General features: G+C 72.4%; 18 protein-coding genes and 1 tRNA gene. 10 read left to right on the top strand and 9 right to left on the bottom strand.

Features of this window, described 5'->3' with window-relative positions; genetic code table 11:
* The first annotated feature begins 166 nt into the window (after window positions 1-166).
* Together ACFE86_RS03730 and ACFE86_RS03725 are read left to right on the top strand one after the other, a co-directional pair.
* Window positions 167-1,375, top strand: coding sequence for an acetyl-CoA C-acetyltransferase (locus tag ACFE86_RS03730; protein WP_375453987.1), 1,209 nt, complete (start codon window positions 167-169; stop codon window positions 1,373-1,375).
* Between the two features lie 134 nt (window positions 1,376-1,509).
* Window positions 1,510-1,992 (top strand): hypothetical protein, encoded by a 483-nt coding sequence (locus ACFE86_RS03725; RefSeq protein WP_375453986.1) that lies wholly within the window; start codon window positions 1,510-1,512, stop codon window positions 1,990-1,992.
* A 42-nt stretch (window positions 1,993-2,034) separates the two neighbouring features.
* On the opposite strand, the gene ACFE86_RS03720 is transcribed toward ACFE86_RS03725, so the two are convergent.
* Complete coding sequence (locus ACFE86_RS03720; RefSeq protein WP_375453985.1) at window positions 2,035-2,814, bottom strand: EAL domain-containing protein; 780 nt, start codon at window positions 2,812-2,814, stop codon at window positions 2,035-2,037.
* A 102-nt stretch (window positions 2,815-2,916) separates the two neighbouring features.
* Between ACFE86_RS03720 and ACFE86_RS03715 the strand changes: the two genes are divergently transcribed.
* Entirely contained in the window at window positions 2,917-5,118 is a 2,202-nt protein-coding gene (locus ACFE86_RS03715) for a 3-hydroxyacyl-CoA dehydrogenase NAD-binding domain-containing protein (RefSeq protein WP_375453984.1), read from the top strand.
* A gap of 190 nt (window positions 5,119-5,308) precedes the next feature.
* Here ACFE86_RS03715 and ACFE86_RS03710 read toward each other — a convergent pair whose 3' ends face one another.
* From ACFE86_RS03710 to ACFE86_RS03700, 3 genes are all read right to left on the bottom strand, one after another.
* A complete protein-coding gene (locus ACFE86_RS03710) occupies window positions 5,309-6,160 on the bottom strand; it encodes a 3'-5' exonuclease (protein ID WP_375453983.1) in 852 nt (283 codons plus the stop codon).
* A gap of 64 nt (window positions 6,161-6,224) precedes the next feature.
* Complete coding sequence (gene ligA / locus ACFE86_RS03705) at window positions 6,225-8,684, bottom strand: NAD-dependent DNA ligase LigA (protein ID WP_375453998.1); 2,460 nt, start codon at window positions 8,682-8,684, stop codon at window positions 6,225-6,227.
* An 83-nt stretch (window positions 8,685-8,767) separates the two neighbouring features.
* Complete coding sequence (locus ACFE86_RS03700; RefSeq protein ID WP_375453982.1) at window positions 8,768-10,087, bottom strand: MFS transporter; 1,320 nt, start codon at window positions 10,085-10,087, stop codon at window positions 8,768-8,770.
* Between the two features lie 153 nt (window positions 10,088-10,240).
* Here ACFE86_RS03700 and ACFE86_RS03695 point away from each other — a divergent pair, with 153 nt between their 5' ends.
* From ACFE86_RS03695 to ACFE86_RS03675, 5 genes are all read left to right on the top strand, one after another.
* Window positions 10,241-10,984 carry a 4'-phosphopantetheinyl transferase family protein gene (locus ACFE86_RS03695; RefSeq protein WP_375453981.1) on the top strand — a complete coding sequence of 248 codons (744 nt, stop codon included), beginning with the start codon at window positions 10,241-10,243 and terminating at the stop codon, window positions 10,982-10,984.
* Window positions 10,985-11,114: 130 nt separating this feature from the next.
* Window positions 11,115-11,191, top strand: a tRNA-Pro gene (locus tag ACFE86_RS03690).
* A 219-nt stretch (window positions 11,192-11,410) separates the two neighbouring features.
* Entirely contained in the window at window positions 11,411-12,211 is an 801-nt protein-coding gene (locus ACFE86_RS03685; protein WP_375453980.1) for an ABC transporter permease, read from the top strand.
* A gap of 141 nt (window positions 12,212-12,352) precedes the next feature.
* A complete protein-coding gene (locus ACFE86_RS03680) occupies window positions 12,353-13,051 on the top strand; it encodes a winged helix-turn-helix domain-containing protein (protein WP_375453979.1) in 699 nt (232 codons plus the stop codon).
* A gap of 73 nt (window positions 13,052-13,124) precedes the next feature.
* Window positions 13,125-14,528, top strand: coding sequence for an ATP-binding protein (locus ACFE86_RS03675; protein WP_375453978.1), 1,404 nt, complete (start codon window positions 13,125-13,127; stop codon window positions 14,526-14,528).
* Window positions 14,529-14,681: 153 nt separating this feature from the next.
* Here ACFE86_RS03675 and ACFE86_RS03670 read toward each other — a convergent pair whose 3' ends face one another.
* The 4 genes from ACFE86_RS03670 to ACFE86_RS03655 form a co-directional block, all read right to left on the bottom strand.
* Entirely contained in the window at window positions 14,682-16,016 is a 1,335-nt protein-coding gene (locus ACFE86_RS03670) for a nucleotide sugar dehydrogenase (protein ID WP_375453977.1), read from the bottom strand.
* Window positions 16,017-16,172: 156 nt separating this feature from the next.
* Complete coding sequence (locus ACFE86_RS03665; protein ID WP_375453976.1) at window positions 16,173-16,853, bottom strand: TenA family protein; 681 nt, start codon at window positions 16,851-16,853, stop codon at window positions 16,173-16,175.
* A 34-nt stretch (window positions 16,854-16,887) separates the two neighbouring features.
* Window positions 16,888-17,562, bottom strand: a complete 675-nt coding sequence (locus ACFE86_RS03660; protein WP_375453975.1) for a response regulator — start codon at window positions 17,560-17,562, stop codon at window positions 16,888-16,890.
* Window positions 17,563-17,623: 61 nt separating this feature from the next.
* Window positions 17,624-19,093, bottom strand: a complete 1,470-nt coding sequence (locus ACFE86_RS03655; protein ID WP_375453974.1) for an ATP-binding protein — start codon at window positions 19,091-19,093, stop codon at window positions 17,624-17,626.
* A gap of 136 nt (window positions 19,094-19,229) precedes the next feature.
* Between ACFE86_RS03655 and ACFE86_RS03650 the strand changes: the two genes are divergently transcribed.
* The gene (locus tag ACFE86_RS03650) at window positions 19,230-20,141 is read left to right on the top strand and encodes a DUF6925 family protein (RefSeq protein WP_375453973.1); all 912 of its coding nucleotides are present in this window, start codon (window positions 19,230-19,232) and stop codon (window positions 20,139-20,141) included.
* A gap of 286 nt (window positions 20,142-20,427) precedes the next feature.
* Window positions 20,428-21,258, top strand: coding sequence for a hypothetical protein (locus tag ACFE86_RS03645; protein WP_375453972.1), 831 nt, complete (start codon window positions 20,428-20,430; stop codon window positions 21,256-21,258).
* 289 nt (window positions 21,259-21,547) lie between these two features.
* On the opposite strand, the gene ACFE86_RS03640 is transcribed toward ACFE86_RS03645, so the two are convergent.
* Window positions 21,548-23,299: a DEAD/DEAH box helicase gene (locus ACFE86_RS03640; protein ID WP_375453971.1), complete on the bottom strand. Its 1,752-nt coding sequence runs from the start codon at window positions 23,297-23,299 to the stop codon at window positions 21,548-21,550.
* Between the last annotated feature and the right edge of the window lie 84 nt (window positions 23,300-23,383).

The raw sequence follows: 23,383 nt of genomic DNA, 5'->3' as shown, positions 1-23,383 counted from the left end.
AGAGGGGAGCGCCGTATCCGGATACGGCGCTCCCCTCTCCCGACTTAGCTCGCGGGCCACCCTCTCCCGCAGAAGGGAGAGGGAGAGGCGGTTGCATCGTCGGTCGCCCGGTCCCCCGAAAACGATAAGCGCCCGCGCAAGCGGGGAAGATCCTAAGGGAAACGCCATGACCGAGGCCTTCATCTACGACCACGTCCGCACGCCGCGCGGGCGCGGCAAGCCGGACGGGTCGCTGCACGAGGTCACCGCCCTGCGGCTGGCCGAGACGGCGCTGCGCGCGCTCAAGGACCGCAACGGGCTCGATACCAAGCGCATCGACGACGTGGTGCTCGGCTGCGTCGATCCGGTCGGCGAGGCCGGGGGCGACATCGCCCGCGCCGCCGCGCTCGTTGCCGATTACGGCACCCACGTGCCGGGCGTGCAGATCAACCGCTTCTGCGCCTCCGGCCTCGACGCGATCAACTTCGCGGCAGCCCAGGTGATGGCCGGCCAGCACGACATGACGGTCGGCGGCGGCGTCGAATCGATGAGCCGCGTCGGGCTGGGGGCGTCCGGCGGCGCGTGGCCGGTCGATCCGGCGATCGCGATCAAGGCCTACTTCATGCCGCAGGGCGTTTCCGCCGACCTGATCGCCACCAAGTACGGCTTCTCGCGCGACGATTGCGACGCCTACGCGGTGCAGTCGCAGGCGCGCTCCGCGAGATCCTGGTCGGACGGCCTGTTCACGGATTCGGTCGTGCCGGTGCGCGACGTGAACGGCCTCACGCTGCTCGACCGCGACGAGCACATGCGGCCGGGCACCGACATGCAGTCGCTGGCAAGCCTCAAGGCGTCGTTCGTGCAGATGGGCCAGATGGGCGGCTTCGACGCGGTGGCGATCGACGCGCACCCGGAGGTCGAGGCGGTGAACCACGTGCACCACGCCGGCAACTCGTCGGGCATCGTCGACGGCGCCGCGGCGGTGCTGATCGGCTCGGCGGAAGCCGGCCGGGGCGCCGGATTGAGGCCCCGCGCCCGCATCCGGGCGTTCGCCAACATCGGCTCCGACCCGGCGCTGATGCTCACCGGCCCGGTCGACGTGACGAAGAAGGTGCTGGCGCGCGCCGGCCTGAGCCTTTCCGACATCGACCTGTTCGAGGTCAACGAGGCCTTCGCCGCCGTGGTGCTGCGCTTCTGCCAGGCCTTCGACCTCGACCCGGCCAAGGTCAACGTCAACGGCGGCGCCATCGCCATGGGCCACCCGCTCGGCGCCACCGGCGCGATGATCCTCGGCACCGTGCTCGACGAACTGGAGCGCACCGGCAAGGAGCGCGCCCTGGTGACGCTGTGCATCGGCGCCGGCATGGGCACCGCGACGATCATCGAGCGGGTGTGACGATCCCGGGAGCGGCCGGCCGCTCCCAAATCCCTGGAAACGCTGATAGAGGCGAGCGCGGCCCGTGCCGGCAAACGGCGGGGCCGAGGACGACTCCAAAGAACGACATCAAGAACGACACCGAGGGAGACACGATGATCCGCCTGCTCGCCGCCCTGTGCCTGACCACAGCCCTCGCCCTGCCGCCCGCTGCCCGCGCCGACGAGGCCGCCGACAAGGTCGCCGAGGCCAGGACCCTCGTCAGCAAGACCCTGATCAGGAACCTCCAGACCGGCTTCAACGCCGCCCTGGAGAAGACCGTCGCGGCAATGCCGGAGGACAAGTCCGAATCGGTCCGCAAGGAGCTGAGCGCGGAGTTCGACAAGCAGAGCGGCATCATGGTCGACGGCCTGTCGAAGGAATACGCGGCCAAGTTCGCGCTGCCCGAGCTGAAGCACCTCAACGAGGTCTATGAGGACAAGACCTACCTCAAGTTCCAGGCGATCAACGCCGACCCGTCCTCGACGGTGACGGCGATCTCGCAGGCCTCCGTGACCAAGCTGCTCAACATGCTCGCGGTGGCCTCGGCCGGCGACAACGCGCCGCAGCCCGGTGCGCCGCCGATGCCCGCCCGCTGAGACCGCAAGCGCAGCGGTCCGGCTATGGCGCGCCCGCCGGCCTCAGGCCGCCGCGGATCGCTCCGCGTCGGTGAAGCCGGCGACGTGCGGCAGCCCTTCGAGGAGAGGCTTGGCGAAGTGGTAGCCCTGGAACAGATCGATGCCGAGGGCGCGCAGGGCATCGAACTCCGCCCGCGTCTCGACCCCTTCCGCCAGGACCGACACGCCCAGCGCCCCGGCGATGGCGACGAGGCCCGAGACGATGGTGCCGCGCCCGGCATCCGCGTCGATGCCGCGGATCAGGTCCATGTCGATCTTGATCAGGTCCGGACGGAAGTTCGCGAGCAGGCTCAAGCCGGCATAGCCGGCGCCGAAGTCGTCGAGCGCGGTGATGAAGCCCTGGCGCCGGTATTCGCGGACGATGCGCTCGACGTGGGCGATGTCGCGGAACCGCTCGTTCTCGGTGAACTCGAACATGATCCGGTGATGCGCGAACCCGACCCTCCGCGCCGCCTCCAGAGAGGCACGGATGCAGGCCGCCGGCTCGTAGACCGCGTTGGGCATGAAGTTGATCGACAGGCGTGCGTCGGAGTCGGGCGGGAACAGGCGGCCGGCCAGTTCGATGGCGCGCACCCGCGCCGCCTGGTCGAAGCGGTACCGGGTCGCGTCGGTGACGCGGTCGAGGATCGAGGCCGCCGACTGTCCTTCAGGGCCGCGCACCAGCGCCTCGTAGCCCCAGACGCGGCCCGCGCGCGCCGCGAGGATCGGCTGGAAGGCCATCGTGAACGCGAAATCGAGCGGCTCGCCGTCGCGGCAAGCCCGACACCCACTGTTGGCGATCATTGGCTTCTTCTGCTCTAACCCCAGCCGTAAGCTTGGGGATCAAACGTCTCCACGCTGTTAACGCGGCCGATTAAGCTTGCACGAGCCATCCGAGGACCGGCGATGAATCTTCAGAACTTCCGCTTCGAGACCGATGCCGACGGCGTCGCGCTGGCGACCTGGGACTGCCCCGGCCGCTCGATGAACGTGATCACGCAAGCCGTGATCGACGAGATCGAGGCGATCGTCGACGCGGTCGTGACGGACGCCGCGATCAAGGGCTGCGTCGTCACGTCGGGCAAGGACAACTTTTCCGGCGGCGCCGACCTGACGATGCTTCAGGGGCTCGGCCTGGAGTACGAGACGCTCAAGCGCGAACAGGGCGAGGAGCCCGCCATGCGCCACTTCTTCGAGGCCTCGCGCCGGCTCTCGCTGGTGTTCCGCAAGCTCGAGACCTGCGGCAAGCCGTTCGCGGCGGCCGTGAGCGGGCTGTGCCTCGGGGGCGCCTTCGAGCTGGCGCTCGCCTGCCATCACCGCGTCGTGTCGGATGATCCCAAGACCCGCATCGGCCTGCCCGAGATCAAGGTCGGGCTGTTTCCCGGCGGCGGCGGCACCCAGCGGGTCGCGCGGCTGATGCAGACCGGCGACGCGCTGCAGATGCTGTTCAAGGGCGAGCAGATCCGCCCCGCCATGGCCCGCACCATGGGCCTCGTCCACGAGGTCGCCCCCAAGGACGAGATCGTCGCCAGGGCCAAGGCGTGGATCGCAGCCGGCGGCTCGGCGGTCGCGCCCTGGGACGTGCCGAAGTTCAAGCCGCCGTCCGGAAAAGTCCATTCGCCGGCCGGCATGATGATCTGGCCGCCAGCCAACGCGATCTACCGGCGCGAGACGCACGACAACTACCCGGCGGCCAAGGCGATCCTCGCCTCGGTCTACGAGGGCCTGCAACTGCCGATGGACCTCGCGCTGCGGGTCGAGAGCCGCTACTTCGCGATGATCCTGCGCACCAAGGAGGCGACGGCGATGATCCGCACGCTGTTCATCTCCATGGGCGCGCTGAACAAGGGCGCGCGCCGCCCGAAGGACGTGCCGGCCTCCGACCTGAAGAAGGTCGGCGTCGTCGGCGCCGGCTTCATGGGCGCGGGCGTCGCCTACGTCACGGCCCAGGCCGGGATGGACGTGGTGCTGGTCGATCAATCGATCGAGGCCGCCGAGAAGGGCAAGGCCTACGCGCACACGCTGATCACCGGCCAGATCAACAAGGGCCGCGCCAAGACCGCCGACCGCGACGCGCTGCTCGCCCGCATCCAGCCGTCCGCCGACTACGCCGACCTCGCAGGCTGCGACCTCGTCATCGAGGCGGTGTTCGAGGACCCGCAGGTGAAGGCCGAGGTGATCGCCCAGGTCGAGGCGGTGATCGGTCCCGACACGATCCTCGCCTCGAACACCTCGACGCTGCCGATCTCCGGCCTCGCCGAAGCGTCGGCGCGGCCCGAATCCTTCCTCGGCATCCACTTCTTCTCGCCGGTGGAGAAGATGATGCTCGTCGAGATCATCCGCGGCGCGGCGACCGGCGACCGCGCGCTCGCGACGGCCTTGGACTACGTCCGCGCGGTGAAGAAGACCCCGATCGTCGTCAACGACGCCCGTGGCTTCTTTGCCAACCGCTGCGTCGGCGCCTACATCCTCGAAGGCCACACGATGCTGAACGAGGGCGTGCCGCCGGCGATGATCGAGAACGCCGGCCGGATGGCCGGCATGCCGGTCGGCCCGCTCTCGCTCAACGACGAGGTGGCGCTCGACCTAGGGCTGAAGATCGCCCGGGCGACGGAGGCGCAGGCCGGCCCCGGCGCGGTCGATCCGGCGCAGAAGGCGCTGCTCGTCGAGATGGTCGAGGGCCGGGGGCGGCTCGGGCGCAAGAACCGCAAGGGTTTCTACGATTATCCCGAGGGCGGGCCGAAGCGCCTGTGGCCGGGCCTGAAGGACCTCCAGCCGACGCATCTCGACCCCGACACGCTCGACATCGCCGAACTGAAGCACCGCCTCCTCGTGGTGCAGGCGCTGGAGGCCGCCCGCACGGTGGAGGAGGGCGTCATCACCGACCCGCGCGAGGCCGATGTCGGCTCGATTCTGGCCTTCGGCTTCGCCCCGTTCACCGGAGGGGCGCTGTCGTACATCGACTTCATGGGCGCGGAGGCGTTCGTCGCCCTGGCGCAGGGGCTGGAAGCCAAGCACGGCCCGCGCTTCGCCGTGCCGGACAACCTGCTCGCCATGGCCGAGACCGGCGGGACGTTCTACGGCGAGGCGGCGAAGCAGGCGGCGTGACTCCCGGCTAATCCTTCTCCCCTCTGCGGGAGAGGGTGGCCCGCGAGCCAAGTCGGGAGAGGGGAGCGCCGGTGCCGGAGAACGCGCTCCCCTCGCCCGACCCTCGCTCACGCGAGGGCCACCCTCCCCCGCAGAGGGGGGAGGGGGTCCGACGGCGATTTCGGAGTTTCAACCTGCGGCGCGGCCTCCCTCAAGACGCCGCCAGCCGCCGGCGCAACGCCTCGACGTCGGCATGGTTGCCCGAGAGCAGGTCGGTGATGTCGCCCACCACCAGCGCCTTCACGTGGCGGCAGCGCAGCCCGTGGCGGCCGGCCATGCAGGTGCAGCGCAGCGACAGCCCGGTCGCGCGGTCCTCCAGCGAGACTTCGTAGCGGTTGCCGGTGCTGCCGCGCATCGCGAAGCGCAGGGCCTCCGGCTGCGCCGGCGTCAGCGCGCGCAGGATGCGGCTGCTGATCGCGCCCGCGACCGGCCGCGGCACGGCGCCGCGGCCGTCCACCCGCGTGACGGGGAGCGCCAGCACCCGCGACAGGTCCGGCACGTCCCGCGCACCCGTTTGGCCGACCGCGGCGAGCGCGATCTCGGCGCAGGCATAGGCGTCCTCGCCCGCGTCGTGGTGCTCGAAGCGGATGCCGAGCCGTCCCGCGACCTTGCCGAGGCCGCACCCTGCGGGGTCCGGAAACACCTTTCGCGCGATCTGAAGCGTGCAAAGGTATGAGAGCGGCGGCACCGGCCGTCCGCAGGCGGCGAGCGAGGCGCGCAGCACGCCGATGTCGAAGGCCGCGTTGTGCGCCAGGATCAGCCCGCCCGCGAGGTCCGGCAGGAACTCGGCCATCACGTCGGCGAACATCGGCCGGTCGCGCACGTCCGCCGGCAGGATGCCGTGGACGCGGATGTTGCCGGGCGCGAACCGCAGCTCCGGCGGCCGGATCAGGCGCGAGGCCCTGCGCACCACGCGGCCGTCCGCGATCCAGGCGAGCCCGACCGCGCAGGCGCTGTCGCGCCGCTCGTTGGCCGTCTCGAAGTCGAGGGCGATGACGGTCATGCGCGAGGCCGGGCCGGCCGCCTGAGTGCCATGGTCCCCGGTCTATGACCGGCGGACCCGCGCTTCAAGCACCGGCCACCATCGCGACCCATTCGTCTTCCGAGACGACCCGAACGCCGTGCCTCTCGGCGTCCGTCAGCTTCGAGCCGGCGCCGGGCCCGGCGACGACGAGATCGGTCCTGGCCGAGACCGAGCCCGAGACCTTGGCACCGAGCCGCTCGGCCGTGGCCTTCGCCTCGTTGCGCGTCATCCGTTCCAGCGTGCCGGTGAAGACGATAGTCTTGCCGGCGAAGGCTGCGGCCTGCGCCGTCGCCGCCATCGGCTCCACCGCGACCTCGTCGAGGAGGGCGGAGACCGCCGCGTCGTTGTGCGGCTCGGAGAAGAACGCGATCAGCGAATCCGTCGCCACCGGGCCGATCTCGCCGTCGTCGGCGAACACCCGGTAGGCGTCGCCGGGGCGCTGCGCTGCGGCCTTGGCGATCGCCTCGTGGATCGCGGCCTCGCTGCCGTAATGGGCGAGCAGGCTCGCGCGCTGGCTCGTGCTGAACCGTATCTTCGCGACGCCGACCACCGGAGGCTCGCCGTCCTGACCGTCCACGGCATCGCCGGCGGCTTCGCCCGGCAGCCCGACCTCCAGCAGCCGGTCGCGGGTGGTCGGGCCGATGCGCGGCACCGCCGAGAATTCGAGCCAGTCCGGCCCCGCCTTCGCGGCGCCGGCGGCGGCCAGAGCGGCCCCCAAGGCCGAAAAATCGGAAAACCGCCTGGCCAGCGCCTTGGCCGTCGACTCGCCGATATCGGGGATGCCGAGCGCGAACAGGAAGCGGTTCATCGGCAGGCTCCGGCGGTCGGCCACGGCAGCCAGCAGGTTGTGGATCGCCTTGTCCTCCTCCTCGCCCTTCTTCTTCGTCGCCTTCTTCGGTGCCGGGACACCCGCCTCGCGCCGTTCCGCGGACAGGGCCTCGCGCCGCGCGACGATCGCCGCCTTCAGGCGCGCGAAATCGAGGCGGAACAGGTCGGCCGGCTGGCGCACGAGGCCGGCCTCGAACAGCACCTCGATGTAGGTCTGCCCGAAGCCTTCCAGGTCGAAGCCGTTGCGCGAGACGAAGTGCTTCAGCCGCTCGACCCCTTGCGCCGGGCAGATCAGCCCGCCGGTGCAGCGCCGCACCGCGTCGGGGGCACCCGTGCGCGGGTTGATCTCGCGGACCGCGCGGCTGCCGCAGGCTGGGCAGGTGTCGGGGAAGACGAAGGGCGTCGCGTCGGCCGGGCGCTTGTCGAGCACCACGTCCATCACCTTCGGGATGACGTCGCCCGCCCGCAGGACGATCACCGTGTCGCCGACGCGGATGTCGCGGCCCTCGCGGATCGGCTCGCCGTCGCCGCCCACCCCCTTCACGTAGCCCTCGTTGTGGAGCGTGGCGTTCGACACCACCACCCCGCCGACCGTCACCGGCCGCAGGCGCGCGAGCGGGTTGAGCGAGCCGGTGCGGCCGACGTTGATGTCGATGCCCTCGACCACCGTCAGCGCCTCTTGCGCGGCGAACTTGTGGGCGAGCGCCCAGCGGGGCGAGCGCGAGACGAAGCCGAGGCGGCGCTGGAGGGCGAGGTCGTCGACCTTGTAGACGACGCCGTCGATGTCGTAGCCGAGCCCGGCGCGGTCCGCCTCGATGTTTCCGTAGTGCGCGATCATCTCCGCCGCGGTCTCGCAGGTCACGGTGCGCGGGTTCACCGGCAGGCCCCACGCCGCGAAGCGGGCGAGCACGCCGGACTGCGTCGCCGCGATCGCCTCCGAGACCTCGCCCCAGGCATACGCGAAGAACTTCAGCGGCCGCGCGGCGGTGATCGACGGGTCGAGCTGGCGCAGCGAGCCGGCCGCCGCGTTGCGCGGGTTAGCAAACAGCGCCTTGCCCGCCGCCGCCTGGCGCGCGTTGATCGCGGCAAAATCGGCGTGCGAGAGGTAGACCTCGCCGCGCACCTCGCAGACCGCCGGCCAGCCCGCGCCGGCCAGCGCCTGCGGGATGTCGCGGACCGTGCGGGCGTTGGCGGTGACGTTCTCGCCGGTCTCGCCGTCGCCCCGCGTCGCCGCGGTGACGAGGCGGCCGTGCTCGTAGCGCAGCGACAGCGACAGCCCGTCGATCTTCGGCTCGGCGGTGAAGGCGAGGGTCTCGTCGGCGGGCCGGTTCAGGAAGCGCCGGACGCGGGCGACGAACTCCTCGACCTCCGCGTCGGCGAACGCGTTGCCGAGCGACAGCATCGGCACGGCATGGCGCACCTTGGCGAACTTCTCCGAGGGCTTGGCGCCGACCGCCGCGCTCGCCGCGCCGGTCCCGGACAACTCCGGGAAGCCGGCCTCCAGCGTCTCCAGTTCCCGGCGCAAGCGGTCGTAGGCCGCGTCCGAGATCTCGGGCGCATCCTCCTGGTGGTAGAGCCGGTCGGCCTCCGCGATCGCCTCCGAGAGGGCGGCGTGGCGGGCACGCGCCGCCTCGGCGGTGAGTCGGGTCGGCGCGTCGGGCTTGGATGCGGGCATCGTCATGCGCTTCGGAAGGGGGCAGGGCGCGGCTTCTACCGCATCGGCGTGAACGGATGCCTCCACCGGGGCGGGCGCTTCGCTCACGGCGCCGCGGGACCTTCAGGTGCCGAGGCGATCAGGCCGGGGCGCCGCACGAGCGCCGCGCTCGCCAGCAGCACCAGCGCCGCGAGGGCGGCGACGCCCGAGAGCGGCAGCACCGGCGCCAGCACGCCCGAGGCGGCGCCGCCCGCGACGGAGCCGAGGTTCATCACCGCCATGAACACCTCGAACCGGGTCGCGGCGCCCGCCCGCCCCCGGCTCGCCCGCATCAGGGCCGGCACCAGGGCGACGACGAGGAGGCCCGGCAGCACGGTGGTGACGCCGAGGATCGCCGCCCCCGCCGGCCCGGCGAGGCCGGCGGCGATCAGGCCGGCGCTCGCCGCGAAGGCGGCGGCGCTCGCCAGGAACAGGGTGCGCAGCGCCGGCAGCGGGCCGGACCGGTCGCACCACAGCCCGATCCCGAGCGCGCCCAGCGTGCCGCCGGCGAGGGCGAGGCCAGCCTGGAGCCGCGACAGGCCGGCGGCGTCCCAGCCCCGCGCCTGCACGAGATCGACCGAGAACGGCAGCTCGAACAGGGCGAGGGCCGCGTCCACCGAGAAGCACAGCGCGATCAGCCGCAGGGCGCCCGGCCGCCGCAGGCCGAGCCCGAGGCGGCGCAGGAACCGCCCGAACGGCACGGCCCGCACCGCCGCCTCCCCCGGGCGCCGGGCCAGCGAGAGCAGGGCGTCGCCGGGGGCCTCGCGCACCAGCAGCACCGGCAGGCTGGCGAGGACGCCCGCGCCCAGCAGGCAGCGGACGCTGAACCCGAAGCCGTGGGTGGCGAGCAGCCAGCCGAACAATCCGGCGCCGAGGCTGGCGCCGGCGACGAAGCCCGCCCGGGTGCAGGCGCTCGTCCGGCCGAGCTCGCCCGCGGGCACGTGGTCCATCACCATCCGGTCGCAGGCGGTGTCGAGCAGGGCGGCAAACAGGCTGTGGCACAGGAAGACGAGGCCGAGCGCCCCGAGCGACGCCGCATCGGGAACGAGCAGGAGGCCGGACAAGGCCGCGTGGCAGCCGAGGACCGCGACGACGCTCCAGACCCGGCGCCGGCCCATCGCTGCGCCGCTCGCCCGATCGACCAGCGGCCCCCACAGGATCGGCTGCACCGTCCAGGGCAGGCCGGCCAGCGCGAAGTGGAACCCGACCTCCGCGCTCGACACGCCCTGCGCCGCAAGGTGGTTGGACAGGGCGGTGAGCGAGAACCCGGCGACCAGCCCCTGGTAGAGGTAGGTCGCGAAGAACGCGCCGTAGCGCGCGGGCCGGCTCCGCAGGGTCGGAAGGCGCCGGACGAGGGCCGCCGCCGCCGGCACGGCCGCGCTCACGCCCCGTACCGCTTGCGGCGGCGGCCGCGACGGCCGATCCTCGATGCCCGCCGCTCCTGAAAGCCGGTCATTGCCCGCGCATCCCTTCGCCCCGTCCCTGCCTCATCCTACAGCACGCGCCGGGGAAGCCGCAGGCCGGCCGCGAGCCCTGCGATGAGCCGCGGCGCGTTCGCGGTCACGGAGCCCGGTCCCGCGGCGGCGATCCGGGTCTGGAGCGTCGATCTCGCCCTGTCCGAGGCGCAGCTCGCGCGCTGCGCCGCGCGGCTGTCGCCCGAGGAGGCCGCGCGCGCGGACCGCTTCCTGCGGCGGGACGACCGCGACCGCTACCGGGCGAGCCACGCCGCCCTCCGTCTGATCCTCGGGCGCACCCTCGGCGTCGCCGCGGACGCGATCGTCTTCGCCGCGGGCCCTGCCGGAAAGCCCGAACTTGCCGGGCGGCTTGCCGGCGCGCTGCGCTTCAACCTGTCGCATTCGGGCACCCGCGCCCTCGTCGGCGTCTCGCCGCACGCCGCGATCGGCGTCGATGTCGAGGCGCTTCGTCCGATCCCGGACGCGCTGCGCATCGCCCGCGTGCATTTCGCAGAGGCCGAGGCCGCGGCGCTGTCGGCGCTTCCGCGGGACGCGGTCGAGGCCGCCTTCACCGGCCTGTGGACGCGCAAGGAAGCGGTGGTGAAGGCGCTGGGCGCCGGCCTGTCCCTGCCGCTCGACCGCTTCGCGGTCACCCTGCCGCCGGACGCCCCGCGCCTCGTCGCGATCGCCGGCGACAGGGCGCCGGCCTGGACGCTCCATCACCTCGAGCCGGGCCCCGGCACCGTCGGCGCCGCGGCGATCCGCGCGCCGGACGCCGCCGTCGCCCTGTGTGCGCTCGCGGAAGGATGGCTGGACCTGCCGCCCTGATCGCCGGCGCGCTCGGCTCGATCCGCAGGGCAGTCGGGTTCACCCGATTGCCCTCCTCGATCCGACATGCCGCTTGCGGCCTGCCGAAGCGCCGGCTATACCGCCGCTCGCCGGCGTCATTGCCGGTCGTCGGAGTGTAGCGCAGTCTGGTAGCGCACCACGTTCGGGACGTGGGGGTCGCAGGTTCAAATCCTGCCACTCCGACCAGAATTCCCGAGAGCCAGCGGTCTCTCAAACCGCGTTCAGGACATCGGATCACCCTCGCGCGGACCGAACCGGGGCCTTGTCCCGCGCCGGTCCGAACCGCCGTAAGTCCGTCGCACGCCGCGATGCGGGTCGTCCCCGTCATGCCCCACGGCGGTGCTCCGATCCATAGTTCCGGCGTTTTCATGCCGGACACGGGCGGGCGAACGAGGCGGAGATCGAATGCCTGCGACCGCGGAACGGCCCTCCCGGCTTCCCGAACGAAGCCAGATGGAATCCTACCTGCACGTGCTCCACGCGCTGATGCTGCGCGACATGCGCACGCGCTTCGGCGGATCGCATTGGGGCTACGCGATCGTCGTGCTGTGGCCGGTGGTCCACGTGTTCATGCTGGTCACCATCTACGTCACCCGCGGGGTTCCGGCGCCGATCGGCGACAGCCGGGCGCTGTTCTTCGCCAGCGGCGCGGTTCCGGTGCTCGTGTTCCAGTACATCTCGCGCGAGGTGATGAAGGCCGTCATCACGAATCGGCCGCTGACCTACTATCCCCAGGTCAAGCTCTTCGACGTCGTGTTCTCGCGCATCCTCGTCGAGATCGTCACCGGGTTCCTGGGATTGCTGGTGATCCTCGCGATCCTGGTGGCGATCGGTGTCGATCCGGTTCCCGCCGATCCGTTCACCGCGATGTGCGGCTACCTCGCGGCGATCCTGCTCGGCATCGGGGTCGGGACGATCAACGTCAGCATCGTCGCCTTCTACCCGGCGTGGATGATCGGCTTCGTCCTGTTCACGATCGTCATCTACGTGACCAGCGGCGTGATGTTCCTGCCGAACTTCCTGCCGGACCAGATCTATCACTGGCTGAAATACAACCCGGCCGTGCAGATCATCGAGTGGGTCCGGCTCGGGTTCTATCCGGACCTTCCGATCACCGTCGATTATGCCTATACGCTCCTGTTCGCCCTCGCGACCCTGACGCTCGGCCTGCTGCTCGAGCGCCACGTCGTGCGCAAGATGACCTGACGGCGCGCCGGGCGCGTCGCGGCCGCGGCCGGGCCTCCGCCGGCCTTTCGCCGAAACGTCACCGGCGCCGGGCGGGGAACGGTGCCCGCGCCCGGCCCGGCCCGTTTCGCGCCGCCCCGGTCCGCGCTATGCTCCCAGACCATGCGGCTCCTGATCATCGAGGACGATCGCGAGGCGGTCGCCTACCTCGTCAAGGCGTTCCGGGAAGCCGGACATGTGGCCGACCACGCGGCCGACGGCCTCGACGGCTACGCGCTCGCCCGCGAGGGCGCCTACGACGTGCTGATCGTCGATCGGATGCTGCCGAAGCTCGACGGGCTGTCGCTGATCCGCAGCCTGCGCGAGCAGGCGGTGGCGACGCCGGTGCTGATCCTGTCCGCGCTGGGGCAGGTCGACGACCGGGTGAAGGGCCTGCGCGCCGGCGGCGACGATTACCTGCCGAAGCCCTACGCCTTCTCCGAACTGCTCGCCCGCGCCGAGGTGCTGGCGCGGCGCGGCGGCATCGCCTCCGGGACCGCCGAGCCGACGGCCTACCGCGTCGGCGAGCTCGAACTCGACCGGCTCTCGCACCGGGTGCACCGCGCCGGCCGCGAGGTCGCGCTTCAGCCGCGCGAGTTTCGGCTGCTCGAATACCTGATGCGCCATGCCGGGCAGGTGGTCACCCGGACCATGCTGCTGGAGCACGTGTGGGACTATCACTTCGACCCGCAGACCAACGTCATCGACGTGCACGTCTCGCGCCTGCGGGCCAAGCTCGACAAGGGCTTCCCGCAGGCCCTGATCCACACGGTCCGCGGCGCCGGCTACATGATCCGGGCCGACGAGCCGCGCGCCCCGTGACCGGTCCCGGAGGGGATGGCCCGTGAGGCCCGTGCTCACCGCGCGGGAACATCCCCTGTCGCGGGAACACCCCTTGTCCAAGGTCCAGAAACTGTTCCGGACGACGGCGTTCAAGCTGTCGATCGCCTATCTCGCGGTGTTTGCCGCCTGCGCCGTGGTCGCGCTGGGCACGATCGCCTGGAGCGCCCGGCGGGTGCTCGACGACCAGATCGTCTCGACGATCGATGCCGAGATCAACGGGCTCGCCGAGCAGTACAACGCCGGCGGACTGCGCCGGCTGATCGGCGCCGTCGAGCGGCGCGCGGCCGAGCCCGGAGCCTCGCTCTACCTCGTCACCACCGCCAACGGCGAGCACGTGGTCGGCAACGTCGGGGATGTGCCCCCGGCCGTCCTCGCCGCGCCCGGCCTGGGCGAGACCGTCTACGGCCGCAGCCGCGAAACGGAGGGCCGCGACGCGCATCGGGCGATCGTGCGGATCTTCACCCTGCCGGGCGGCTTCCGGCTGCTGGTCGGGCGCGACGTGGAGGAGCGCGACCGCCTGCGCGGGGTGATCGGCCGGACCTTCGCCACATCGCTCGCCGTCGTGGTGCTGCTCGGGGTGGTCGGCGGATGGGTGGTGGCCGGGCGCGTGCTCAAGCGGGTCGACGCGATGACCGAGACCGCCGGCACGATCATGGCGGGCGACCTCGACCGCCGGCTTGCCGTCGCCGGCAACGGCGACGAGCTCGACCGCCTCGCCCAGAACCTCAACCTGATGCTGGAGCGGATCGGCGAGCTGATGCGCGGCCTGCGCGAGGTCTCCGACAACATCGCCCACGACCTCAAGACGCCGCTGACCCGCCTGCGCAACCGGGCCGACGAGGCCCTGCGCGGCACCGGATCGCCCGATGCGCTCCGCGGCGCCCTCGAAGGGGTGATCGACGACAGCGACGGCCTGATCCGGGTGTTCGACGCCCTGCTGATAATCGCACACCTCGAAGCCGGCCATGCCCGCGCGATCATGGCGCCGTTCGATCTTGGGCCGGCGGTCCGGGCCATCGGCGAACTCTACGAGGCGCTGGCCGAGGAGCGCGGCCTGCCTCTCGCCGTCTCGGCGCCGGACGGCCTCGTCGTCGACGGCAACCGCGAATTGGTCGGGCAGGCGCTCGCCAACCTGATCGACAACGCGATCAAGTACGGGGCCGCCGAAGGGGCGGCGGGCGGGACCATCGCGGTCACGGCGGCGCGGGCGGGCGCGGAGATCGTGCTCACCGTGGCCGATCGCGGCCCGGGCATCCCGGAAGCCGAGCGCGGGCGCGTGCTCGACCGCTTCGTACGGCTGGAGGATGCCCGCTCGCGGCCGGGCTTCGGCCTCGGCCTCAGCCTCGTGAACGCCGTGGTGCGCCTGCACCAGGGCCGGCTCGTCCTGGAGGACAACGCGCCGGGCCTGCGCGTCGCGATCACCCTGCCGGCGGTCGCCGCGGAGCGCCGGGGCTGACGGGCGCGTCTCGCGCCGCGACCTCGCATGCGCCGCGGCGCCGCGCGTGCGCCCGGGCTCTTCCGGCGCCCCCGCGGATCCGACCGAAGGCGGCGCGAAACGCTTCACGCGGGACCGCGCGGGCCGCGGACGAACGCCGTCACGGATGAGTCCTCAGGCCGGCACGACGTTGGCGGCGTGGATGCCGCGGCTTCGGCAGGCGTTTCGGCAATCGACGATCAGCCTGCCGTGATCGACCAGCGCGCGATAATCGACCGTGTCGTGGTCGGTGACGATGAGGATCGCCTCGTAGGCCGCGATATCCTGCGGCGACCACGCGACCGATCTTTGCCGTGCGAGCCCGGCGTGCTCGCGCGTGACCGGGATCTCCGCGACGAAGGGATCGTGATAGCCGACCTCGGCGCCGCGCGCTTCCAGGAGTTCCCAGAGCTTCAACGCGGGGCTTTCCCGGATGTCGGAGATGTTCTTCTTGTAGGCCAGCCCGACGATGAGCACCCGGGCGCCGTTCAGCCCCCGGCTCGAGCGTGCGTCGAGGGCCCGGATCAGCTTGTCCATGACGAAGGTCGGCATGTGCCGGTTGATCTCGCCGGCCAGCTCGATGAACTTCGTCGCGATGCCGTACTCGCGTGCCTTCCAGGTCAGGTAGAAGGGGTCGATCGGGATGCAGTGTCCGCCGAGGCCGGGACCGGGATGGAACGGCATGAAGCCGAACGGCTTCGTCGCGGCTGCCGCGATCACCTCCCACACGTCGATCCCCATCGCATCGAAGATGATCTTCAACTCGTTGACGAGTGCGATGTTGACGGCGCGGAAGATGTTCTCCGTGAGCTTCGTGGCTTCCGCCGCGGCGGTCGAGGAGACGATGACGGTATCCGAGACGAACGCTGAGTACAGGGCGTCGGCCAGGGCGACCGCGGCGGCGCCGTCGCCGCCGATCACCTTCGGGATCGATGCGGTGTCGTAGCGGGCATTGCCGGGGTCTTCCCGTTCCGGCGAGAAGGCGAGGAAGAAATCCACCGCACTCCTGTAGGCGGTGAGACCTTCGAGGATCGGACGCACGACCTGATCCGTCGTCCCGGGCCAAGTCGTCGATTCGAGCACGATCAACTGCCCCGGCTTCAGGCGCGCGGCGATCGCCTGCGTCGTGCTCCGGATGAACGACAGGTCCGGCTCGCGCTGCGCCGTCAGCGGCGTGGGAACGCAGATCAGGATCGCGTCGCACTGCGCGAGCGCGTCGAAGTCCGTCGTCGCCCGGAAGCGTCCGGTCTCGACCGCGCCGGCGATCGCCCGGGCCGGGATGTGTTCGAGGTAGCTCCGTCCAGCCATGAGGAGCGGCGGCTTGCCGGCATCGACATCGAAGCCGATGACCGAAAAGCCCGATGCCACGGCCGCGATGCAGAGCGGCAGCCCGACGTATCCGAGGCCTATGATTCCGACCACGGCGTCGCGTCGGCGGTACCTGTCGATCCTATGACGGATGTCGGTCATGCCTGCGTCGATCACGTGGATGTCACGAACACGTGGATGTCGCGAAGAGGTTCGTCCTGGCTTTTCACGACGTCCTGATCTCTCCGGTTTGGTTGCATCCGAACCGAAGAACCTCGAACGAACGTCGACTGGCGTTTCCGCTGCCTCGCGCCCCGATCACACCGGCCAGCCGGCTTCGCGGTGGGCGCCGTCCCAGAACATCCATTCGAGCCGGGTCGCGTGGGCGAAGGCGCGGTGCATCCGCGCGCGCAGCGTCGGCGTGGCGTCGCGCGCGGCGGCGTCCGTCGCCGCGATCATCCGCGCGACGGCTTCGGCGAAGTCTGCGCCCGCATAGGTGTCGATCCAGGCGCGATACGGGTTGTCGGCGCCCGCGCGGGCATGGATGTCGCGGCCGACCTCGGCGTAGATCCAGAAGCAGGGCAGCAGCGCCCCGAGCAGGACCTCGAACGGCTCGGCATAGGCGGTCGCCAGCAGGTACGACACGTAGTGGTCGCAGGCCGGCGTGAGCGGTGTCGCGGCGAAGGTCTCCGGGCCGATTCCGTAGTCGCGGAAGAACCCGCCGTGGAGCGCCCGCTCGACGATGACGGCCTCCTCGGCCGCACGGCAGAACAGCACGATCCCCTCGGGCTCCGGCGCCTTCGCGGCCGCCAGGCTGAGCGCGCGGCCAAAGCCGATCAGGTAATGCGCGTCCTGCACGATGTAGTGCTTGAACCGGCTCTCGCTCAGCGTGCCGGCGGCGAGTTCGGCGTTGAACGGCATCGCGCGGATGGTCTCGTAGAGCGCGGCGTTCCGCGTCCACGCCTCGGTCGAGAACGTATCCAACCCGGAACCGGCCATCGCCCACCCTCCCGCCGTATCGACAACCGCGCCGTCAACCCGGGCGCCGGGCCTGGGTGACGGCGACGTGGATCAGCGCGGCGAGCGTCCGGACGCCGAGCTTCTGGCGCATCTGCGAGCAGGCGTTGGTCACGGTCTTGTAGCTCACCGCGAGGTCGGCGGCGATGGCGCCATACGGCTTGCCCTGGGCGAGGCGCGCCAGGATCTGCTGCTCGCGCGGCGTCAACCGGGTCTCGGGGGCGCGGCGCGCATCGGTGCGCAGCATCGCGACCTCGGTGGCGAGCCGCCGGTCGAGATGCACCCGGCCGGCCCGGACCTGCTCGAACGCCTCGAACAGCTCGGCCGAGGCGTGGTCCTTGAGCACGTAGCCGAGCGCGCCGGCCTCCAGGGCGCGGGCGACGATGACCGGGTCGTTGTGCATGCTGAACACGAGGATGCGGGTCTTCGGCTCGACCGCGCACATGCGCCGGATCAGGCCGAGGCCGGCAAGCCCGCTGCCCTGGAAGGTCAGGTCGCAGATCACCACCGGCGGGCGCAGGCGGTGGAAGGCGCGGTAGCCGGCGACCACCGTCGTCGCCTCGGCCACCGTCTCGATTCCGGCATCCTCCAGGACGCGGCGGCAGCCCTGGAGCACGATCGGATGGTCGTCGATCACGAGGACCGGCATCCGCGTCTCGCTGGCGAGGGGCTTCGAGGCGAGGGCGTTCATGCGGCGAGGGCGTTCATGCGGCGAGGGCGTTCATGCGGCGAGGGCGTTCATGCGGGTTGAGTCATGCCGATCGCGCCGGGTTCGCGTCCTCGCCCCGCTGCGGGTCGACGGGAATGCTGATGCGGACAACGGCGCCGGGGGAACGCTTGTCAAGCACGAACGTGCCGTCGAGCGCGCCGACGCGCTCGCGCATCCCCGAGAGCCCGAGGCCGGTGCCGTGGTCCGGGCCGAACCCGACCCCGTCGTCGGCGACCGAGACGTGCAGGGCGCCGGCCTCCTCGCGGACCTCGGCCGCGACCTGCACGGCGCGGCCGTGGCGCACGGCGTTGGTCGTGCTCTCCTGGATGCAGCGGAACACCGTGAGGTCGGCCAGGTCGCCGTAGCCGCGCGCCAGCCCGTCGAAGCGCCCGGTGAAGGTCGTGCCCGGATGACGCCGGGAGAAGTCGCGCAGCAACAGGGCGAGGCACTCGGAAAGCGGCACCTGTCCGAGCGCGTGCGGGCGCAGGCGGTTGAGGAGGTCGCGGTTCCGGCCCTGCACCTGCGCGACGATGGCAGCGATCTCGGAGGCGCGCGCGGCGAGCCTGTCCCGGTCGGGCTCGGCCGGCCCGGCCGCGATCCGGCCGATCGAGGCGGCGCTGGCCTCCAGCGCGAACAGGCAGGGGCCAAACTCGTCGTGAAGCTCCAGCGCCGTGCGGCGGCGCTCGTCGTCCTGCGCCGTGAGCAGGTGCCGGTTGAGGCGGCCGTTGGCCGCGCGCACGGCCGCGAGCGCCTCGGCGACTTGGTTGAACCGTGCGGCGATCACCGTGAATTCCCGCGTCGACGGGGTTTCGAGGCGCACCGTATAGTCGTGCCGCTCGAGCTGCGTCAGCCCGTCCGCGAGGCGGCCGAGCGGGGCCAGCACCCGCCCGAGCGCGAGGTAGAGCGCGGCCAGCATCGCCGCGTTGATGCAGAGCGTGGCGAGCGCGAGCGCGCGGGCATAGCCCCAGATCTCGTCGATCTCGTCCATCGGCTGCGTGGTGATCCGGGCGCTGCCGATCACCCGGCCGGCGGTGACGATCGGCAGTTCGTGCTGCTCGATGCCCGGCAGGATCAGGTCGGCGAACCAGGCCGGCGCGAGCTTCTCCCGGCGCGGCCGGCCGAGGCCGCCGCCGACGGGAGCCCCCGCCGCATCGCGCACGGCGATGCGGACGTGGCGCAGCACCTGAAAGCGCAGGTCAAGGGTCTGGAGCAGGCGCTCGCTCGGCGCCGCCTCCAGCAGGCGGATCGTGTCGGCGACGAGCGCCTCGACGGTGGCGAGCGAGGCCCGCGTCTCGACCGTCACCGCGGTGCGGGCGTTCAGCACGATCACGCCGCAGGAGATCAGGGCAGCAAGGACGTCGATGGCCAGCACCACGGCGACGAGGCGCGCCCGGGTCGACCACCGCTTCCACGGCGGGGCCGAGGGGACGGCCCGTCGCGGGACCGCCGCCGGGGCGGCTTGGCTGCGGACGTCGTCGGGACCGCTCGCGAGGGGGACGGGTCTGGCGCTCACGCGGCGCAGGGTGGCGATGCGGCGCCCCGAAGTCCATGCCGCCGCCGCGCGCGCCGCCGCCCGTCCCCATCGGGACGAGCTCCTGATCGGGAAAAGCTCTTGAGCTGCCGTCGCGAGGCGCGTAGCCCGTCGGCCGATGCCCTCCGACGCGAACGCCCGCGACGACCTTTCCGCTGCGCTCGCCGACCCGGAGGCCGCCTGGAGCCTGGGCGCGTTCGGGGCCGCGGCCGAGTTCCGCCGGCGGCCGGACGAGCCGTGCGAACCGCTCGGCGGCGGACGCTTCGGACTGCGTACCGGCCGCGGCGGCATCGAACTGGTGCTGCCGGACGCGCTCCGCCTGATCGCCTACGAGACCCCGGTCGGCGACGGCTGGAGCCACGCCCTCGCCCTGTGCCTGCCGGCGGCGGCGCTCGATCCCGCCCCGCGCACGGAAAGCGGCGAGATCGGCCCGGACCAGGGTGCCCTCGACCCGGCACGGCGCGATGCCGTGCTGTTCGATCTCGGGCTCGACGCGGCCCAGGTCTCCGTCCGCGTGCGGACGCGAGATGCCGGGACCCTGGCGCGCCTGCGCGCGCGCCTCGGCGCGACGGCGCCCGACTTCGACGCGGCGATCCTGCCGGAGGTCGCGGGCGGACGCGCGGATCTGGTCTTCGCCGGCCCGCTCGGACGGATCGAGGTGCTGGCCGGCGGCCTCGGCGATCCGTCGGGCCCCCGCGCCTACGCCCTGCCGCGCATCCTGCGCCTGCGCCGGACCCACGCGGCCACAGCACCGATCCCGCCGGGGCTGGTGCCCTGCGCCCACCTCTACCCGCCCCATCCCTGTCGCGACCGCGCGGGGCGGCCGATCCCCTTCGACCGCGCCCGGCACGACGCCTTCCAGGCGCTGCTCGCCCGCTGGGGCGACCGGCCGGCCTTCGCCCTCAAGCAAGCCCTCCTCCGCTTGACGGCGACCGCGCGCGCGGCTTCGGAGCCGGTCTCCATTACGGACCGGCGGGGCCGCGCCGTGGCGCGGGTGGCAGGCGCGCAGGCCGAGCGCCTCGGCCGCTGAGCGCCCGGCCGGCCCTGCCGCACCGATACGTGTTCTTAAGGGCGGAGCCCGTATCCAAGACTTCCTGGGCGGACAAGACGTCTCCACAAAAGATGCCGCCCCGCCGGGACCACGACCGGTCTCGCGAATGCGGGTTGACATCGTTGCGCCGTATTGCAGGTCATCACTCGAAACCAGCGTGTCGCTTCCGGCCGACTTCACGGAAGCGAAGCGGCCGTGATGGGGGAGATCGGCCGCACCGGTTCCGCGTGTTCGAAGAGATTGGCCCCATGATCGACCGCGTCCGATGATCGACCTCGCCCTCGACCCCTCCGAGACCCGCACCCCGGCCGCCGCGGCGCAGCATCCCCCCGTCGGCCGTGCCTCGCACCGCCTCTCGCACCGCCCTTGGGGCCGCATCGCCCTGTTCGGCCTGCTCGGGATCGCCGGGACCGGCGCCTTCGCCAGCGCGGCGAGCACATTCCTGGCGGGCCTCGCCGGCCCGCAGCGCGCGCCCGCCGCGATCCGGCAGAGGGCCGCGGACTGGCCCGATCTCAAGGACGGCCTTCCCGTCCTCGCGACCGGGAGCGTCGCGGTCCTGCCCGCGATCGTGCCGCCCGGTCCGGTCGCGTCCGCGATTCCTGGCGCGCCGCGGGCCGGCGCGGTCGCGTTGGAAGCCGCCACGGCGCGAAAAACTCGTGCCCTGCCGGAGATCGTCGACGTGCCGGTGATCGGGCCGGCGCGGCAAGTGAGCCTCGTCGCGCCCGCCCGCACGGTGGCCGCGCTGGCGCCGCTGCCGGCCGAGACCATCCACGCCCGCACCACCGCCACGACCTTCGCCGCGCTTCCCGCCGAGCCGGCTCAGGCGCAACCGTCCTCCGCCAAGGCGGTGCCCGCCAGGGTGCCGGCCGCCAAGCTCCCGCTCTCCGAGAAACCCGCGGCGGAGAAGCCGGTCCGGAAGCCGGTGATGGTCGAGGCGAAGGCCCTGCCCGCCGACGCTCCGGATCGGGATACGCCGGACGAGGCCACGGAGGTGTTCGGCATCAAGGTGCCGTCCCTGGCACCGGCCGGCCGGAAGATCCGCGAGAGCGTCGAGGCGCTGGGCGACGCCGTAAGGGGCCTGCCCGACCGGTTCTGATCGGCGCGCGTGCCGGGTGCCGGCGTCCGCCCGAAGGCATGGTCGCGCGGTTCCGCCCGGATACACCGCCTCACGAAAGAAATCCCGGTCTGCGCCTTCCCTCCCCCCTCTGCGGGGGAGGGTGGCCCTCGCGTGAGCGAGGGTCGGGAGAGGGAAGCGTCGCTCCCCTCTCCCGACTTGGCTCGCGGGCCACCCTCTCCCGCAGAGGGGAGAGGGAAGGTCAGCGTCGCGGTATACCTGAACCGGGAGCGGCCGGTGATCCCGGATGCAAGCGGATGAAGGGCCGCGCTCAGGCCTGCGGCTTGCGCGCGTAGGGCTTGGCGCCGGGCGGCTTGCCACCGGGCGGCTTGCCGATCTGGCGCTCGTGCTTGCCCGCCCGCGGGCTCTTGAAGCCGGCCGGTCCGTTGCGCTCGGCGGGCGGCGCGTCGCCGGCCAGCGCCTCGACCTGGATCTCCGGCGAGCCGTTGCGGGCGAACGCCTGCGCGAAGCGCGCGGCAGCGTTGCCGCGGACCTCGAACTTGGTCTCGCGGTCGAAGATGCGGATCGCGCCGATCTCCTGGCGGTCGATGCCGCCGCGGCGGGTCAGCATCGGCAGCAGGCGGCGCGGGTCGGCGTTGTCGCGCCGGCCGAGGTTGAGCCGGAACCACACCGCCGGGCCCATCGCGGCGATCTTGTCCGGGTCCATCGGGTCGTAGGGCGGCCGGCCGGCGGCCCCGCGCCCGGAGGCGTTGCCGGGGTCCGTCACCTCCTCGGGCGCCGGCAGGCGGGTGCGGTAGACGCGCGCGAGCGCGGCGGCGAGTTCGAGCGGCGTGCGGCCGGTGACCAGCGTCTCGGCGAGCGCCAGATCCTCCTCGCCGGGGCTTTCCGTGAACAGCGGGTCCTCCAGCATGCGCTCGCCGTCGAGGCGCCGGATCTCCTCGGCCGAGGGCGGCCCGGCCCATTCGGGACTGATCTTGGCCAGCGCGAACATCTGCTCGGCGCGCCGCCGCCGGGCGTTGGGGATCAGCAGGATCGACGTGCCCTTGCGGCCGGCGCGGCCCGTGCGGCCGCTGCGGTGCTGGAGCACCTCGGCGTCGTGGGGCAGGTCGGCGTGGATGACGAGGCTCAGGGTCGGCAGGTCAATGCCGCGGGCGGCGACGTCGGTGGCCACGCACACCTTGGCGCGGCCGTCGCGCAGCGCCTGGAGCGCGGCGTTGCGCTCGCCCTGGCCGAGTTCGCCCGACAGCGCCACCGTCGAGAAGCCGCGCTCGGTCAGGTTCGCCTGGAGATGGCGCACGGCGTTGCGGGTGTTGCAGAACACGAGCGCGGTGGGCGCGTCGGCCGCGCGCAGCAGGTTGAGCACCACGTGCTCGATCTCGCGCGGCACCACGCGGATCGCCCGGTAGGCGATGTCGGCGTGGCCGCGCGTCTCGCTCTTCACCGCGAGGCGCAGGGCGTCGCGCTGGTAGCGGGCGGCGAGGCTGTCGATCGCCTTCGGCAGGGTCGCCGAGAACAGGAAGGTGCTGCGCTGGTGGGGCGTGGCCGAGAGGATGAACTCGATGTCCTCGCGAAAGCCCAGATCGAGCATCTCGTCGGCCTCGTCGAGGACGACGGCGCGCATGCCCTCGGTGGCGAGGACGCGCCGCTCCAGGTGGTCGCGCAGGCGCCCCGGCGTGCCGACGACGATGTGCGTGCCCTCGTTGAGCGCGCGCGCCTCGCGCCGCGGGTCCATGCCGCCGACGCAGGCCGTGACGCGCCCGCCCGCCGGCCCGTAGAGCCACAGCAATTCGCGCTGGACCTGGAGGGCGAGTTCGCGGGTCGGCGCGATGACGAGCGCCAGCGGCGCGGCGGCCGGCGCCAGCAGCTCGGCGCCGTCGAGCAGCAGGCCGGCCATGGCCAGCCCGTAGGCGACGGTCTTGCCCGAGCCGGTCTGGGCCGAGACGAGGAGGTCGCGGCCGTCGGCCGCCGCCTCCAGCACGGCGCTCTGCACCGGCGTGGGTTCGGCGTAATCGTGGTCGGCGAGCGCCCGCGCGAAGGGGGCGGGCAGGGTGGGAAACGGCACGGAGCAGGGCTTTCACGACCGTTGGCCCCGTCGGGACCCGCGCGGCCGCGGGTCACTTCGAAGGGCGCGCCGGTCTCGACTCGG

Source organism: uncultured Methylobacterium sp. (genome assembly GCF_964244095.1).
Lineage (GTDB): Bacteria > Pseudomonadota > Alphaproteobacteria > Rhizobiales > Beijerinckiaceae > Methylobacterium.
Note: the sequence above shows the minus strand (reverse complement) of the source record. Positions and strands in the feature narration are given on the sequence as shown.